A 15,345-nucleotide genomic window follows, 5' to 3' on the forward strand; every position below is an offset into this window, starting at 1 on the left:
GTTCAGGCACCTTATCGTAAAACCTTAGATTGATAAAATAGGGAGGAAATTAATATGGGACATATATTAACAGAAGAGCAAATTGACTTAAGAGATTTAGTAAGAGAGTTTGCCTTAAAGGAATTAAAGCCATATGTGAAAGAGTTTGACGAATCAGGAGAATTCCCACTGGAAATACTCCAAAAAGCCTTTGAAATGGGTTTGCATGTTCTGGAAATTCCTGAAGAATACGGTGGTTCAGGCTTAGATTTTAAAACGACTGCCATTGTTTTTGAAGAATTAGCAAAAGTGGATGCAGGTTTCGCTATTTCCTTGGTGACTACATTCGTTGCCCTACGGTCTGTAATTTATGCAGGAAATGACGAACAGAAAAAGAAATTTGCTGATATTATTGTTCCTGGAGCATTTGGAGCATTCTCTTTATCTGAGCCTAATGCAGGAACGGATGCAGCTTCCCTAAGAGCAACTGCCGTTAAAGACGGAGATGAGTATGTTCTTAATGGCACGAAGTGTTTTGTCACAAACGGTGGTGTAGCTAGCGTATATGTAGTTTTCTGTGTAACAGATAAAACTAAGGGTGCGAAAGGAATTTCTGGATTTATCGTTGAAAGAGATCGTCCAGGTCTTTCCGTTGGTAGTCATGAAAATAAAATGGGACTTCGGTTATCGAATACGACAGACCTTATCCTTGAAGATGTTCGCGTACCAGCTAGTAATCTTCTAGGAGCAGAAGGCGATGGTTTCAAAATTGCCATGAATACATTAAACGTTTCAAGAGCGTTTGTAGGTACGTTAGCAGTAGGTATTTGCCAAGCTGCCATTGATGAATCCGTTAAATTTGCCAAAGAAAGAAAGCAATTCGGTAAACCAATTGGTGATTTCCAAGCAATACAATTGATGCTGGCTGATATGGAAATTCAAACAGAAGCAGCCCGTAATTTAGTGCAATGGTCGATGGGATTAATGGATAGTGGTGATCCAGTTGTAAGAGAAGGAGCTATTACGAAAACATTCTGCGGCGATACAGTTGTGAAGGTAACAACAGATGCTGTTCAAGTTTTTGGTGGATACGGTGTCAGCAAAGAATATCCTGTTGAAAAACTAATGAGAGATTCAAAGGTATTCCAAATTTTCGAAGGAACTAATCAAATTCAACGGGTTACGATTGCTAGACAAATGCTTAAGGATTAATTTACAAAACGAATCTACTATTTTTGCGAACGGAGGAATGAATTTATGGAACTATTAGTTTGTATGAAGCAAGTGCCGGATACGGAAGAAATAAAAGTAGATGTTGCAACGGGTAAAATTAAAGATGGTGCTCCAAATATTGTAAATCCCTATGATAAAAATGCTCTTGAAGCCGCTGTTCAATTAAAAGAAGTACATGGTGGAAGTATTACCGTCATTTCAATGGGATCAGATAAAGCTAAAACCGCTTTAAAAGAATGTATTTCGGTTGGTGCTGATAAAGCTGTATTAATCAGTGACGCAGCATTCGAGGGGTCGGATTCTTATTCAACAAGCTCCATCTTAGCTGCAGCAATTAACAAACTAGGTCAATTTGATTTAATTATTTGTGGGAACCAAGCTACGGACACCAATGCTGGACAGGTAGGGTCCCAAATTGCAGAACAGCTTGGCATTTCTGCACTAACCTTTGTAGCAAAGATTGAAGCAAAAGGCGATGCTATTGTTGTCAACCGTGAAGCTGACGAAGGATATGAAGTAGTAGAAGCTCAACTTCCTGCCCTATGTACAGTAGTAGATACGATTAATAACCCTAGATTAGCTACTATTAAAACAAAAATGGCAGCTAATAAAGCAAAAATAGAGGTATTAACCGCGGCTGATTTAGAAATTGATTTAACCAAAGTAGGTGTAGGATCCCCTACAAAAGTAAGCAAAACCTTCGCACCGCCAAAAAGAGAAGCAGGCCTAAAAATTCAAGAAGCAACCGGAACCGATTCAGCACACAAATTATTTGAAAATCTAGCAGCAGCTAAGCTCATTTAGGATGGAGGGGTAAAGATGACGATTCAAGATTATAAAAATACATGGGTGTTTATTGAAACTGCCAATGGAGAAGCAAAAAATGTTGGTTTAGAGCTGATCAATCAAGGGAAAGTAATTGCGGCTGCAACTAGTGAAAAAGTAGTGGCAATTGTCATTGGCCAAAATGTGGATGCTGCGGTTAAATCTGCAACTGCATGCGGTGCTGATGAAGTGATTGTCGTTGAAGGCGAAGAATATAAAGACTATAATGCGGACAGTTTCACAAATGTGATGGTGAAATTAGTAGAAAAGTATCAGCCTTCTGTTTTAATGATGGGAGTTACTATCAATGGGCGAGATCTATCATCAAGAGTAGCTGGTCGATTACAAGTGGGTTCTGCAGCAGATTGTACAGCTGTTGAAGTTGGCCAAGATGGAGCCATTGCTTGGACAAGACCTATTTATGATGGGAACCTTTTATCCACCGTATCTTTCACTGAAACAAGACCACAAATTGGGACGGTTCGCTCGGGTTCATATGAAAAGGGACAAGCGGATGATACGAGAATAGCTGAAGTGGTAAAAGAAGAAATCCAAACTCCTGCGGAACAAATCAGAACCAAAGTGATTGAGATTATTAAATCAGTTGCTGAAGGAATTAAATTAGAAGACGCTGAGGTGATAGTTGCAGGTGGCCGTGGCTTAGGGAAAGCTGAAAACGTTGCAATCATTCAAGAATTGGCAGACGTATTAGGTGGGGCAATTGGCGGAACAAGGGCTTGTATAGATGCTGAATGGATGGCACCTCAACTACAAATTGGGCAATCAGGTAAACGGGTTAAACCGAAGCTTTACATTGGTTGTGGAATTTCAGGAGCGACACAGCATTTAGTAGGCATGGATTCATCAGATGTAATTGTTGTAATTAATAAAGATCCGGATGCACCGATTTTTGAAATCGCTGATTACGGAGTGGTTGGCGATCTGTTTGAAGTCATTCCTGTACTTATTGAAGAAATTAAGAAGTTAAAGGCTAGCTAACTTAAATTTTATAAAGTATTACTAGGCTGAATATACAGTTCCAAAGACTTCCCAGATATCACACATAAAATATTAATCTATTATTATTATCTTAAAAGACTATTCCTTTTGTTTAATATTATAATTTTTAGTTTGATTGATTCTGTTTGTGATAAGGTCATTTGGGTAAATTGCAATCTTATATTGTATCTTGGAGCGGAAAATCCTTGGAAGCAAAGACAGGATGCTAGCTAAAGGCGATGTCGCTATTTGGGAAGTCCTGTCTTTGCTTATTCGATTGTCACGGTTCGGACAATTGAGAATAGATACCAAAGAATAGGATTTATCAAAAATATCTATGTTCAGGGAGGTCGAGAAAATGTCTTTAGGAATTAAAATGAATGAATGCCAAAAGCGTGAATACCGCCAAAAAGGCTATTGGGGTGACGCTACCTTGGTTGACTATTGGAACCATTCCGTGTTAAGTGCACCAGAAAAGGTTGCGGTAATTGATCTTCAAAGAACTAGCTACACTTATGCTGAACTTGATGAAGCTGCTGGAAGAGTTGCAGCTTTTTTAACAAAAGTTGGGGTAGAATCAGGTGACTTTGTATCTTTTCAAATTCCTAATTGGTCTGAATTTATGGTCATCTATGTGGCGTGCTTGAAAGTAGGTGCAGTTGTAAACCCTATTCTTCCAGGTTTACGTGAAGTGGAATTATCGTATATTCTAAATAAATGTGAATCCAAAGTATTGTTTATCCCTTCAACATATAGAAAGTTTGACTACCCTGCTATGCTTCGTGACTTGGCTCCAAAAATCGATAGTTTGAAGGAAGTAGTTGTAGTTGAAAAAACAGAGACGCTGAACAAATGGACTACTTTGAATAAGGTGTTGCGTGACTATTCTCCTTTGACAGGAAATAGTGTGCGTAGTGCTGATGATGTTGCAGCCGTTCTGTTTACCTCTGGGACAGAGGGCTTTTCCAAGGGTGTAATGTTAACCCATAATAACATAATTGCAAGTGAAAGGGCTCTCACTACAACATTCAATCTTTCCTATCTCGATACGATCTTAATGCCATCACCATTGGCACACGCCTCTGGTTTTCATCATGGTGTGACCATATCGTTTCTGATAGGGGCTAAATGTGTCCTCCAAGATATTTACAGCCCAGAAAATAGTCTTCTGCTTATTGAGCGTGAAAAATGTACGTGCGGGAATGCTAGCACACCATTAGTCTATGATATTCTGCGTGCTCTAGAAAAACGAAAATATGATATTTCATCATTGCGCTTCTTTTTGTGTGGAGGGTCCCCGGTACCTAGACATATGGTTAAACAATCGTTTGAAGCAGGTTTTAAAGTAATGGGTATTTATGGCTCAACCGAGAGCGTACCGCATACCGCGTGTTCCCCCGATGACTCACACGAAAGAATCATTAATACAGATGGGAAAGCATTACCTAATGTGTCAATAAAGGTCGTTGATGAATTGCACCGAGAGGTCCCTTCGGGGGTTCAGGGCGAGGAAGCATCACGTGGACCAAATGTGTTTGTGGGTTACCTTAAGGAACCAGAATTGACTGCACGCGTTCTAGATGATGAAGGTTGGTACTACAGTGGGGATCTTTGTACGATGGATGATGATGGGTATATTCGGATTAACGGAAGAAAGAAGGATATTATCATTCGTGGTGGGGAAAATATTAGCAGCTGTGAAATCGAGGATATATTACTCCATCATCCTAACGTCCGAGAGGTAGCGGTAGTGGGGATGCCTGACCAAAGGTTGGGTGAGAGAGCATGTGCTTATGTAGTACTAAATCATGCAGAAAAAGGGTTAACATTATCCGAAGTGAAAGTTTTCTTTGAGGAAATGAATGTGGCCAAATATAAATATCCCGAACGAATCGAAATTGTAGATTTTCTTCCAAGAAATGAGTCTTGCAAAATAAAAAAATATTTGTTGCGTGAGGATATTAAAAAAAAGATGAGATTAGTTCCCAAACTGAATGAAGTGCTATTAAATAATAGTGGCAGGTTTCATAAAATCAGTCTGAAACTATAATTCCTAAAATGAATATTACTAATGGATTGAAGTAAAGGAAGAAAACAATATATTTTTTTGAAGCTGATTACTTAAAAAGGGAAAAATGATATAAGAAATACCAAAAGAGAAACATAGAAATTAATAATTGGGACCAGTTTTTTATCCCAGTTATCGTCTTCTTGTGTGGAATTGGAAGAATATATAGAATCATCTTTAGTACTTTCTATATTAATATAAAAAGACATGGGAAGTTGTGCATTAAACACCTAAAAGCTATGAATTTTTTTGCAGGGAAATAATAACAGATTTTGTGAAAATAATCACAAAACGGACACATTTAGACTTTTGCAGCTCTTCTTTATAAATCTTGTATTTTTCTGTCTTAAGATTAAGAAAATTCAAATTTTAGAGGGGGAAAATCATGAAGCCCATAGTTGGCAATAAACGATGGGGAATCGTCTTGCTTCTGTCACTATGCTACACAGTCTTATATATGGATAGATCTAATATGTCAATGGCTGGCCCGTCATTAATGAAACACTATAACTGGAGCGCAACTGAGTTTGGTTTGGCTTCAACAGCATTTTTTATAGGGTATGCCATTACTCAGATCCCTGGTGGTCGATTAGCCGACCGATTTGGGGGCGGAAAAGTTGTTTTAACCGGAGCTTTGGTATGGTCGGTGTTTGTTTTTATTACTCCTTTTGGATCAACGATGACTTTGATGATAATCATCCGTGCGCTTATGGGTCTTGGTGAAGGGATTTCATTGCCAGCTATTCATTCCATATTAGCGAAATGGATACCAAAAGATAAAATTGGAAAAGCCACTGGATTCGTTCAAGTGGGAGTACCATTTGGAATTGCCATCACAATGCCTATTGCTACTTGGATTATTCAAAAATGGGGCTGGGAAATGGTATTCCATACTTTTGCCTTTCTTGGTCCTGTGTGGTGTTTGATTTGGTGGAAGTTTGGCAAGGATAAGCCTGAGCTGCATCCAAAGATAAGCAAGCAAGAATTAGATTATATCCAGGCAAATCAAGGTTCTGTTCTTGAAATAGGTGAAGAGAAACTTTTAACAAAAAAAGAGATTCTGTCAAATAGTTCTGTGTGGTTATGTGCAATTTCATATTTTTGTGCTAACTATCTCTTTTTCTTGTTTATGACATGGCTGCCTACTTACTTTGTAAATGGTCGTGGAATCAATCTCAATCATAGTGCAATATATTCCATGATGCCCTATCTTGTAGCTATCTTCACCTATCCAATTGGAGGTTTTTTAGCAGATAGTGCTGCGAAAAAGTTTGGACATAATATGGGGAGAAAACTGTTTCCAATCATTGGGTTACTTGTTGCGGGAGCCTTTTTGATACTTGGATCTAGGGCGACAAGTGTAGTGGCTGCTGTAACATTAATTTCAGCATCCAATGGTTTTTTAACCCTTACAATGGGTAGCTTTTTTTCAATGCCAATGGTTTTTTCCCAAAAAAATGCGGGGATGATTACCGGGGTATTTACAACTTTAGGTACATTTGCGGGAATACTTGCCCCACTCATCACAGGGCTAATTATCGATCTTTCCGGAAAATATGACTATGCTTTGTATGTCGGTGGGATTGTAGCTATGGTTGGAGCTATTCTACTATTAACGGTATGTAAGGTTAAACCGATTGAAAATAAACTTAGCAATCAGGGCAGTCATTCGACCCTATTTAAAGATCCAAATGAATTTGGAAGTACTGATATAATTTGAAATCGGTCTTAAAAGTGTGAGATTAGAAAATAAAAAACAAGGTAGACATAAAACTATCGCTACCTTGCTAAATACAATTGCATTTTTTCTTCTTAAGCTGACAAGTAGTGGCGCTATTTGTTGGCTTTTTAATTGTTATTGCCCTTGGTCTTTGGTGATATTTCAGGCTGCCCACTTGGAGAATCTTTATGTGATCTGTTTTTTTAGTTTAATTTTTGTCCGTACTCCTGCCCATCCAGCGATAATCAGACCACCAACTGTATCTGCAATCAAATCCGTCATCGTGTCTTTATTTCCACCACCTTGGAGCGTCATGTTCAATAATTCATCCGAGCTAAATTCATAAATCTCCCATAAGACGCCTCCTAGGGCGGCGAATGAAACAGTGAAGAGGAAGATAATCCATGGTGAAATTTCTTTACTGGCTTCTCTATGTACAAGGCGTTCATACAAAGCGATCCCTGCAAAAGCCAGAATGGCCCCACTGATTAAATGGAGGAAGGTGTCCCACCAGCCATTTCTATACCATCCTAAAATCGATCCCATGTATTGTGAACCAAATAAGAAAATTAAATATGAAAAGATTAGTGGGAGATTAAATTTGAGTTTGGTAAACAAGGCTAAAAGCAGAGGGATCGCACCGCAGCCAACACCCCCAACTGCAACAATAGCTTTAAATGATTCTCCATTTAAATAGTAATAAACAGCTACAGCCCCCATAAAAAATATATACAACAAACAAAGCACAATCACTAATTTTCGATTCCGATTCATATTAAGCACCACCGAATCTGTCTATTTTGCGTAAATGAAAAATACCACGATTAGAAGAACGACAACCATACCTTACTTATACCCCAATTAAAGGAAAAAAATTATAAGATTTCCTGCTTTATAGATATCTTTTCACAAAATAAGACGACCACTTGACACTGAAAAATGGACCATATTTGCTATATAAAAAAGGAATTCATTCGCACTTTCTATCAATAATGGATAAAGGTGGAGTATTACGAATTAGTATTGGGACAATGGAATTGTTATGATTTAATCGTACAGTTGGTACATAAGTTTTAACACAAATAAGGAGGAGAATATGAGTACTTTAACCCAAGTAAGCAAATTAACGCAAGAACAATTTGAAGCTTATAAGAAGCAGATTCGTACATTGGTCGAGGGCCGCTATGATGAGATGCAAAAAGACATCGAGGTTACCAATAAGTTCCCTCAAGAGTTCTATGATACAAACATTAAAAATGACCTTTATCGCTGTTCCCTTCCAGCACAATACGGCGGATGGGATCTTACTGAGTCGCAGATCTTAGAGATTCAGGAAGAATTTAGCCGCGGCCCTGGTGGAATGCGTATGCATTTACACTATGCAATGGATTTGAACTGGCGCCCATTGTTTGACTACGGTACTGAAGAGCTTAAAGCAGAGTTAATGCCTTTATTCCAAGATAAAACAATTTTCACCAACTGGGCTGTCACCGAGGAAAAAGGCGGCACTGGTATGGATATCCAAACAACGGCTGTAAAAGACGGAGATGATTACATCATTAACGGGGAGAAGTTCTTAATCTCTCATACTGACTGCAGCAATTATTCTTATATTACTTGTGTTACTGATCCTAATGGTGATAAAGACCACCGTCTTTCCACTTTCATGGTTTCTGCAGACACTCCAGGATACGAACTTACTCCTATGCCTCACATGATGGGAGCACGTGGTTCAGGTCATACCGGCTTAAAGTTTACTAATATGAGAGTTAACAAGAGATTTTTATTGGGCGAATTAGGCCAAGGTCTTGAAATTGCAATTCATTCTCTATCTGTTTCCCGTGTTCATATCGCAGCCAGCAATCTAGGTATGGCTCAACGGATGCTAGAGATTACGCTTAAGCGTGCGCATGATCGTGTTACTTTTGGCAAACCAATCATTGATCGTCAGGCTATCAGAATGAAGATTGCCGACATGTCTACTTATACTCATGCTCTTCGTACCATGGTTCGTGACTTTGCCAAGGATTACGAAAAGGATCCTGAGGGAGAATACATTGAAGAAAAGGCAGCTATGTGTAAATTGTTCAGTATCCATGTCACTAAATTAGTCAGTGATGAGATGCTGGAAATTTTCGGTGGAATTGGGTACTTCGAAGACTGCGAATATGGTCCTGTTGAACGCCTATACCGCGATGCTCGCGCAATGTGGTTAGAGGAAGGTACTCCTACTGTACAACGAATCACCATTTCTCGCCAAACTATCAAACACGGTGGCGTCTTAAAGTACGAAAACTAATCCGAAGAAATTCTTTGGACCGCAAGAGGGGTGTCGGCATTATGACCGATGCCCCCCTTTTTTTAAAAAAAGGGATCGTAGGGAAGTTCCCGAAAACCGATTGAAGGTATTCTGTGTAAAGGTCAAAGGTCACGTGGCACTCGGCTACTGAAGGATCTGAAAAAGCGAATGAAAAATGCCCCTCATCAGAGAAGGGTGCAACGAGCTATTCATGGCATAAGCAAAGGTTTCAGAATATACTGGGAGGGCTGAAAAATGGTAGAAAAGGAATTTGGGCCACTAAGAAGCAGGGCGGCCAGAAAACCCTGGCCGGAATGTCCTGATATCGTAATCTACCGCTGTAGTCATTGCGACAGACTGTACCAAGCTTTGAGCTACGATGTGCCAACTCAAAATCCTGCCTGTTGCGACGCGGCTATGGAAGAACTTAAGCCGCTACAACTGGGGGATGTCTCGCCCGAGATTAATGTGGATTACCAGATCGTTGGCGGCCACAACCAGAATGCAGTACAGGTATTCTGGGAAACGAAACAGCCGGAGGACAATCCAGAGTGGGTTTTACTTAAGACCTTCACCGGGAGTTATATCAAGTATGTCTCTTCAAAGAAGCGGCCGCCTATGGTATTCCCTTTGTCCGACGAGGACGCCTATGTGTATTGCGATGAAGACCCATGTTTACAGTGTGTCTTTCGTTGCAAGCGAGGTTTTATCATCTATGTATATTTCAAAACAATGGGGCTGTTGGAGGTTCCCTTGGAAAAGATGTCGGCCAATTATTAACCTATTTTTATCTAGAAGATGGATAAGATCTGCTTGGAAAAAATAAAGATAAAATTCATTGCATTTTGATTTTTTTCAAACAATCGGAAAACCCATTGCTTAAACGAGCCATGGGTTATTTATTTTAGGCTGTGTTAAAGCACAGTGTTGATTGGAGCGGAAATCACCATTCTAGTTAACAGAGCCATATTTTAAAATATGGAAGTAGTCCTTGTTAAACTCATAAGGTTGAGTATTTTGGTATAATTAAATGGTATCAATCAAAATATTCTATTGAAAGGTGTGGTCTAGTGACAGAATTGGCAATCGGAAAAATCCAACACCGCAAACTTACTCTTAGGAAAAAAATTATTCGAACAATCGCCATTACTATTGGTTCAATCCTTATGGCTACTGGACTAGAAATATTTTTAGTTCCAAACCATGTTATTGATGGAGGAATAACAGGTATCTCTATCATGCTTGCACACATAACTGGTTTGGAACTAGGAGTCTTTCTATTCGTGTTAAACCTACCGTTTGTTTATATTGGTTTCAAACAGATGGGAAAAACCTTCGCCATTTCTACAGTATATGGAATTATTATACTTTCCATTTTCACCTCACTATTTCATCCTATTCCTGCTTTTACTGATGATATTTTACTGGCGACCGTGTTTGGGGGCATCATTCTTGGAATAGGCGTTGGAATCGTCATCCGAAATGGAGGAGCTTTGGATGGTACGGAGATCCTATCTATCCTTATTAACAAACGGGTTCCATTCTCAGTTGGTGAAATTATCATGTTCATCAATCTGTTTATTTTAGGGGCAGCAGGGTTTGTATTTAGTTGGGATCGGGCCATGTATTCGCTACTAGCGTATATTATAGCTGCAAAAGCAATTGATACCGTCGTTGCTGGACTAGAAGAATCGAAATCTGTCTGGATTATTAGTGATGAGGCAGAGAAAATTGGCGAAGTGGTAAATGCACGTTTAGGCCGAGGTGTAACTTTTCTTCGGGGAGAAGGGGCCTTTACTGGAGACGATAAAAAGGTCATATTTGCTATCATTACAAGGCTGGAGGAATCCAAGCTTAAATCAATAGTAGCAGATATTGATCCTTCCGCATTTTTAGCGATAGCCGATATAACAGAAGTTCGAGGTGGGCGCTTTAAAAAGAGGGACATCCACTAATTCCAGAATAAAAAAGGATCTGCCAATAATAGGCAGATCTCTTAACATGTTTGTAGTTGAACATAATAAATACCACTGAAACTAGAACAAACCCGATACCTACTAGGATTAAAGAAGTGATTTAAAAGAATTTCTAATCACATCGCCACGACTAATGATACCAACCAAAACCCCGTTTCGTTCTACAGGAACCTTTTTGATCTGTTTCTTTCCTAAAACAGCAGCAATGATTTCAATTTCTTCATCCCAAGAAACTTTAATAACATTCCTTTTGGCAATTTCTAGAACATTTAAATCTAGCAATCTTTTTTCTCTTTCCTCAAATTCTTCATTATCCCCCTTTACTACAAACGCATAGTAGAAATTATCAACGAAATAATCCTTATGCTTACCGATATATCTCAGGATATCCCCATCACTTACAAAAGCAACGATTTCATTACGGTCGTTTACCACTGGAAGACCACTGATTTGGAATTCAATGAATTTTTCAATTACTGAACGTACAGTATCGTATTCTTTCACTTTTTTCACTTTGCTAACCATAAATTCCTGAGCTTGCATTATCATTCTCCTAACGGAAATTACTAACAGTTCTGAAAAAACTACCATTCTGCATATGATTGTATTATACAACTATTTTATGCAGGCTACACCTGCTTTTCTTGTGTAATAGGTGTAAAATAGAGTTAGGAAACCTACTCCATTTGATTTCTGCGATGATTATTTCCTAATCTTTTCGAAAGAGGATGGGGACATGAAAAAAACGAAGGTTTTGTCCTACAGTACGGGTGTTTTGTTGTCTTTGATTGGGTTCGGGGGAATTGCTGCTGGTTTGGGGTTGATGTTGCAGCCAGACGGTGGAGCTGTTGGATTACCACTTGATCTTCTGAAAAATTCACCATTTGAGGACTTTTTCATCCCAGGAATCTTTTTGTTTGTAGTTAATGGTATGGCAAGCCTAGCTGGTGCATTTTTAGCTTTTAAGGAGCACCGTTATACAGGGGTTGGAACTGCAGTGCTTGGAGTAGCCATGATTATTTGGATTGTGGCAGAGGTATACTGGATCGGCTGGGTAAGTTGGCTACAACCAACGTTTCTCGTAGTTGGGGTAATTGAATTGGGTCTTGGATATTTCTTGAATGCACAGTCTCCGGAAAATCATGGAATGTTTACGCATCATCATGGGACGCCGGCTCATTAAAAAGCAAGATAACAAGGATTTACGAATTTTATAACTCGATAGATTACAGTTAAAGTCTACCCATTTAGGTAGACTTTTTATGTTACTGATAGTTGGTTAAAAATGGATTGATTTCATTAAAAACGATTTTGTCCTTTAGGATATTTATGAATAACCACCACAGTCCCAATAGGAACTAAGGATGATAATTCCAGAACATCATGGTTTTGCATCCGAATGCAGCCGTGTGACACATTCTTTCCAATCGAAGAAGGTTTGTTAGTTCCATGAATTCCATAATGTGGTTTTGACAAACCCATCCAAAGTACTCCAAAAGGGCCCCCAGGATTAGGTTGCTTATTGATAATGGTATATTCTCCTGATGGAGATGGAGTTAGCATTTTCCCAATGGCTACAGGGTAGGTTTTTATTAGTCTGTTGCCATCAAATAGTTTTAATAGATGCCTTGATGTTGATACGTCTATCCATTTCACCATAAAATCAGCTCCATTTTTTACCGACATTATATGAAGTGACTTAGGTAATGTTGATTCGAATTTCTAATGCATACCTTCAAAAAAAAGCCCACATATTACTGGGGGGTTACAGTCTGTTTATTGGTTAACTTTCTGCATTTGTTTCTTAACGTCAATTAGGAAGGGAAATAAGAACAAACGTCGCCTACCGACGGTTTTAGATTTGAAATTCAAGGACCCTCGTGGAAAATGGGAATAAAAGAGTCGCAATGATGCCGAAAATCCAAGAGTCGGGGAAAACGGGAATCAAAGAGCTGCATGGGCTTCGCTATTGTAGGTTGCGGGGATTGAGGAATGCGAGCGAGCAGGTATTGCTTACTGCAGTTTGCCAAAATATGAAAAAGATTGCCACACACTTGTCTAGGCTAGAAAAAGTGTGTGGCAATACCTCAGGTTGATTTACTTTAGGTTGATTGGAGCGGAAGGTGCTCGACTCCTGCGGGAGCAGCGGGACAGGTGAGACCCCGCAGGCGTGTAACGCCGAGGAGGCTCAGCGCCCGCCCCGCGGAAAGCAGCACTTGGAGCGGAAATCAACCGGCCAATTAGCAGGATAAATAAAAAATTGCCAAGAAAAATACTCTTTCTCGGCAATCAGAGCCCACATGTAACTGTGGGCTTTAATTCGTTCATTATTTATAAAACACCTTGTCCACGTTGTATTTTGCATGGAGTTCATTGATGATAAAAGTTTCATAAATTTCACGTTCGGTTGGATCTTCAACAACACAAACCGCGATTCTTTGAACTTCATCACGATGTTCTTTGATAGGTGAAACAGTATCCTCAAAATGTTTTTTCACTCTTGGGCGTAATTTACGGGCTTTGCCTACAAACATCAGATCATCATTTGAGTTAAAAAACATGATGATCCCGCCTTTATCTCGGGGAATGCGGTGGTAATCGGTGAATCCATAAGAACTGCTAATGACAGCTTCAACAGGTTCACCTAATTGTCTCTTTTTTGTAACGACAATATCGGGATTTGGTATTTCAATTTTTATCATAATAAATCACGTCCTGTTTATTTTTAGTAAAGAATAACATACGTTTCCTTGAAACTCCATTATAGCATAAAAAATACATATCGATTTCTCATCGATTATTATATTAATATAGGTACAACATTTTTGTGGATAAGTGAAAAAATCTTATGTAAAATTTGAAAAATAAGGATATTTTTCATTGCCAACTACGTGGAAACATCGTAAAATTTTAACGTTGGACTTTTATAGGTGGTGATTTATTGGGAATTACCAAACATTTACTTTTTAATCTTTCTCTTTTGTTAGTTTTCTTATTCTTTTTTCAAATTTGGGCAGAGAGAAAAATTTTGATAAGAATACCAAAATATATTCTTTTTTCTTATATAATGGTTTCGATTTTATTATGTATGGTGTTTTCTTTTTGCGTAAGCCCAGAAGTTCGGATCGATTTACGACTAGTTCCTTTAGTAATCGGTGGATTATACTTCGGTCAAAGTTTTATTTTCGCAGGATTTTCCATTTTAGTGAGGGCGTTAATTGGAATAGATGATGGATTTTGGGTAATGGTTATTGTAAGTTTGGTACTCGCATCCCTTTTACATTTCATAAAACCAATTTTCTTGCTTCAGTCAAGAAACCGACGGATTTTTCTCTCTATAGGATTGAGCTTGGTGGCCTCAGTAGTCTTTATGAAAATAATTGGTTTTTTTGAACACCAAGTTTTCAATCTGGGGATCTGGTTGGCGTATTTCATTGTTTCAGCGGTTGGAACGGGAATTATTGCTTATGCACTTGAAACAATGAATTCAAATTTTAAAGTACGCGAACAACTATTGAAGTCAAAAAGAATGGAAGCTGTCAGTCAGATGGGAGCGGCTATATCTCATGAAATTCGAAATCCATTAACTTCTGCAAGGGGATTTTTGCAATTTATTAGTGAAGGAACAAATCTCGATAAAAGTCAATCGGCTTATATTGAGATTGCCATTAAAGAGTTGGACCAGGCTGAAGAGGTAATCTCCAACTACTTAACCTTTGCAAAACCAGCGATTGAAAGAGTAGAGGATCTCGATCCTCATTGGATATTAATCCAGATTGTGTCGGAACTAGCAGCCATGGTTGAAACCAATCAAATTAAGATTGAGAGAGATTTTAACTCAAATGAAATTATTCTTGGTGATAAGCAAATGCTTCGTCAATGCTTCTATAACCTAATCAAAAATTGTATCGAGTCAATGCCTGAGGGAGGTACTCTGAACCTCAAAACAGCTGATACAAAGCAAGGAACGTTGATTACCATTTCTGATACGGGATATGGAATGACAGAAGAACAGCTAAATCGTCTTGGTGAGCCCTATTACTTAATTAGTGAGGGCAGTGGGACAGGACTAAGTATGATGGTGGTACATAGCATTGTAAGAGCCATGAATGGATCAATAGAAATAAAGAGCAAATCAGATGAAGGGACCGCTTTTTTAATGTCCTTTCCAAAAAAGTGAAAGAACGAGGCCGACATGAACCTCGTTCTTTTGTATTTTTATCCACTTAAATTTGGAGGTATGATC

At 38.7% G+C, this 15,345-nt stretch carries 15 protein-coding genes; 11 read left to right on the forward strand and 4 right to left on the reverse strand.

Annotation, left to right across the window (positions count from 1 at the left end):
- Window positions 1-54 precede the first annotated feature (54 nt).
- From B1NLA3E_RS07975 to B1NLA3E_RS07995, 5 genes are all read left to right on the forward strand, one after another.
- Window positions 55-1,191, forward strand: coding sequence for an acyl-CoA dehydrogenase family protein (locus B1NLA3E_RS07975; RefSeq protein ID WP_015593327.1), 1,137 nt, complete (start codon window positions 55-57; stop codon window positions 1,189-1,191).
- Window positions 1,192-1,236: 45 nt separating this feature from the next.
- Window positions 1,237-2,016 (forward strand): electron transfer flavoprotein subunit beta/FixA family protein, encoded by a 780-nt coding sequence (locus B1NLA3E_RS07980; protein ID WP_015593328.1) that lies wholly within the window; start codon window positions 1,237-1,239, stop codon window positions 2,014-2,016.
- A gap of 15 nt (window positions 2,017-2,031) precedes the next feature.
- On the forward strand, window positions 2,032-3,036 hold the full coding sequence (locus B1NLA3E_RS07985) for an electron transfer flavoprotein subunit alpha/FixB family protein (RefSeq protein ID WP_015593329.1): 1,005 nt from the start codon (window positions 2,032-2,034) through the stop codon (window positions 3,034-3,036).
- 358 nt (window positions 3,037-3,394) lie between these two features.
- Window positions 3,395-5,086, forward strand: a complete 1,692-nt coding sequence (gene fadK / locus B1NLA3E_RS07990) for a medium-chain fatty-acid--CoA ligase (RefSeq protein WP_015593330.1) — start codon at window positions 3,395-3,397, stop codon at window positions 5,084-5,086.
- Window positions 5,087-5,489: 403 nt separating this feature from the next.
- On the forward strand, window positions 5,490-6,824 hold the full coding sequence (locus B1NLA3E_RS07995) for an MFS transporter (protein ID WP_015593331.1): 1,335 nt from the start codon (window positions 5,490-5,492) through the stop codon (window positions 6,822-6,824).
- Between the two features lie 186 nt (window positions 6,825-7,010).
- On the opposite strand, the gene B1NLA3E_RS08000 is transcribed toward B1NLA3E_RS07995, so the two are convergent.
- Window positions 7,011-7,598 (reverse strand): hypothetical protein, encoded by a 588-nt coding sequence (locus B1NLA3E_RS08000; protein WP_015593332.1) that lies wholly within the window; start codon window positions 7,596-7,598, stop codon window positions 7,011-7,013.
- Window positions 7,599-7,920: 322 nt separating this feature from the next.
- Here B1NLA3E_RS08000 and B1NLA3E_RS08005 point away from each other — a divergent pair, with 322 nt between their 5' ends.
- From B1NLA3E_RS08005 to B1NLA3E_RS08015, 3 genes are all read left to right on the forward strand, one after another.
- Complete coding sequence (locus B1NLA3E_RS08005) at window positions 7,921-9,123, forward strand: acyl-CoA dehydrogenase family protein (protein WP_015593333.1); 1,203 nt, start codon at window positions 7,921-7,923, stop codon at window positions 9,121-9,123.
- 255 nt (window positions 9,124-9,378) lie between these two features.
- Complete coding sequence (locus tag B1NLA3E_RS08010; protein ID WP_015593334.1) at window positions 9,379-9,903, forward strand: hypothetical protein; 525 nt, start codon at window positions 9,379-9,381, stop codon at window positions 9,901-9,903.
- A gap of 290 nt (window positions 9,904-10,193) precedes the next feature.
- The gene (locus B1NLA3E_RS08015; RefSeq protein ID WP_015593335.1) at window positions 10,194-11,078 is read left to right on the forward strand and encodes a YitT family protein; all 885 of its coding nucleotides are present in this window, start codon (window positions 10,194-10,196) and stop codon (window positions 11,076-11,078) included.
- A gap of 108 nt (window positions 11,079-11,186) precedes the next feature.
- Here the strand turns inward: B1NLA3E_RS08015 and B1NLA3E_RS08020 are convergent, their stop codons facing one another.
- Complete coding sequence (locus B1NLA3E_RS08020; RefSeq protein ID WP_015593336.1) at window positions 11,187-11,642, reverse strand: CBS domain-containing protein; 456 nt, start codon at window positions 11,640-11,642, stop codon at window positions 11,187-11,189.
- 193 nt (window positions 11,643-11,835) lie between these two features.
- Between B1NLA3E_RS08020 and B1NLA3E_RS08025 the strand changes: the two genes are divergently transcribed.
- A complete protein-coding gene (locus B1NLA3E_RS08025) occupies window positions 11,836-12,282 on the forward strand; it encodes a hypothetical protein (protein WP_015593337.1) in 447 nt (148 codons plus the stop codon).
- A 116-nt stretch (window positions 12,283-12,398) separates the two neighbouring features.
- On the opposite strand, the gene B1NLA3E_RS08030 is transcribed toward B1NLA3E_RS08025, so the two are convergent.
- Window positions 12,399-12,758 carry a L,D-transpeptidase gene (locus B1NLA3E_RS08030; RefSeq protein ID WP_041580392.1) on the reverse strand — a complete coding sequence of 120 codons (360 nt, stop codon included), beginning with the start codon at window positions 12,756-12,758 and terminating at the stop codon, window positions 12,399-12,401.
- A 248-nt stretch (window positions 12,759-13,006) separates the two neighbouring features.
- Between B1NLA3E_RS08030 and B1NLA3E_RS08035 the strand changes: the two genes are divergently transcribed.
- Window positions 13,007-13,195 (forward strand): hypothetical protein, encoded by a 189-nt coding sequence (locus B1NLA3E_RS08035; protein ID WP_144061443.1) that lies wholly within the window; start codon window positions 13,007-13,009, stop codon window positions 13,193-13,195.
- 231 nt (window positions 13,196-13,426) lie between these two features.
- Here the strand turns inward: B1NLA3E_RS08035 and B1NLA3E_RS08040 are convergent, their stop codons facing one another.
- A complete protein-coding gene (locus B1NLA3E_RS08040; protein ID WP_015593339.1) occupies window positions 13,427-13,801 on the reverse strand; it encodes a nucleotide excision repair endonuclease in 375 nt (124 codons plus the stop codon).
- A gap of 239 nt (window positions 13,802-14,040) precedes the next feature.
- Between B1NLA3E_RS08040 and B1NLA3E_RS08045 the strand changes: the two genes are divergently transcribed.
- Window positions 14,041-15,279 carry an ATP-binding protein gene (locus tag B1NLA3E_RS08045; protein ID WP_015593340.1) on the forward strand — a complete coding sequence of 413 codons (1,239 nt, stop codon included), beginning with the start codon at window positions 14,041-14,043 and terminating at the stop codon, window positions 15,277-15,279.
- Window positions 15,280-15,345: the final 66 nt, after the last annotated feature.

This window comes from Bacillus sp. 1NLA3E, assembly GCF_000242895.2.
Lineage (GTDB): Bacteria > Bacillota > Bacilli > Bacillales > Cytobacillaceae > Bacillus_BU.

Bases quoted from the DNA above. Each gene is read 5' to 3' on its own strand.
- B1NLA3E_RS07985 (WP_015593329.1), top strand. From the start codon at position 2,032: ATGACGATTCAAGATTATAAAAATACATGGGTGTTTATTGAAACTGCC.
- B1NLA3E_RS08020 (WP_015593336.1), bottom strand. From the start codon at position 11,642: ATGCAAGCTCAGGAATTTATGGTTAGCAAAGTGAAAAAAGTGAAAGAA.
- B1NLA3E_RS08010 (WP_015593334.1), top strand. From the start codon at position 9,379: ATGGTAGAAAAGGAATTTGGGCCACTAAGAAGCAGGGCGGCCAGAAAA.
- B1NLA3E_RS08025 (WP_015593337.1), top strand. From the start codon at position 11,836: ATGAAAAAAACGAAGGTTTTGTCCTACAGTACGGGTGTTTTGTTGTCT.
- B1NLA3E_RS07975 (WP_015593327.1), top strand. From the start codon at position 55: ATGGGACATATATTAACAGAAGAGCAAATTGACTTAAGAGATTTAGTA.
- B1NLA3E_RS08000 (WP_015593332.1), bottom strand. From the start codon at position 7,598: ATGAATCGGAATCGAAAATTAGTGATTGTGCTTTGTTTGTTGTATATA.
- B1NLA3E_RS07980 (WP_015593328.1), top strand. From the start codon at position 1,237: ATGGAACTATTAGTTTGTATGAAGCAAGTGCCGGATACGGAAGAAATA.
- B1NLA3E_RS08035 (WP_144061443.1), top strand. From the start codon at position 13,007: ATGATGCCGAAAATCCAAGAGTCGGGGAAAACGGGAATCAAAGAGCTG.
- B1NLA3E_RS08030 (WP_041580392.1), bottom strand. From the start codon at position 12,758: ATGGTGAAATGGATAGACGTATCAACATCAAGGCATCTATTAAAACTA.
- B1NLA3E_RS08040 (WP_015593339.1), bottom strand. From the start codon at position 13,801: ATGATAAAAATTGAAATACCAAATCCCGATATTGTCGTTACAAAAAAG.
- B1NLA3E_RS08005 (WP_015593333.1), top strand. From the start codon at position 7,921: ATGAGTACTTTAACCCAAGTAAGCAAATTAACGCAAGAACAATTTGAA.
- fadK (WP_015593330.1), top strand. From the start codon at position 3,395: ATGTCTTTAGGAATTAAAATGAATGAATGCCAAAAGCGTGAATACCGC.
- B1NLA3E_RS07995 (WP_015593331.1), top strand. From the start codon at position 5,490: ATGAAGCCCATAGTTGGCAATAAACGATGGGGAATCGTCTTGCTTCTG.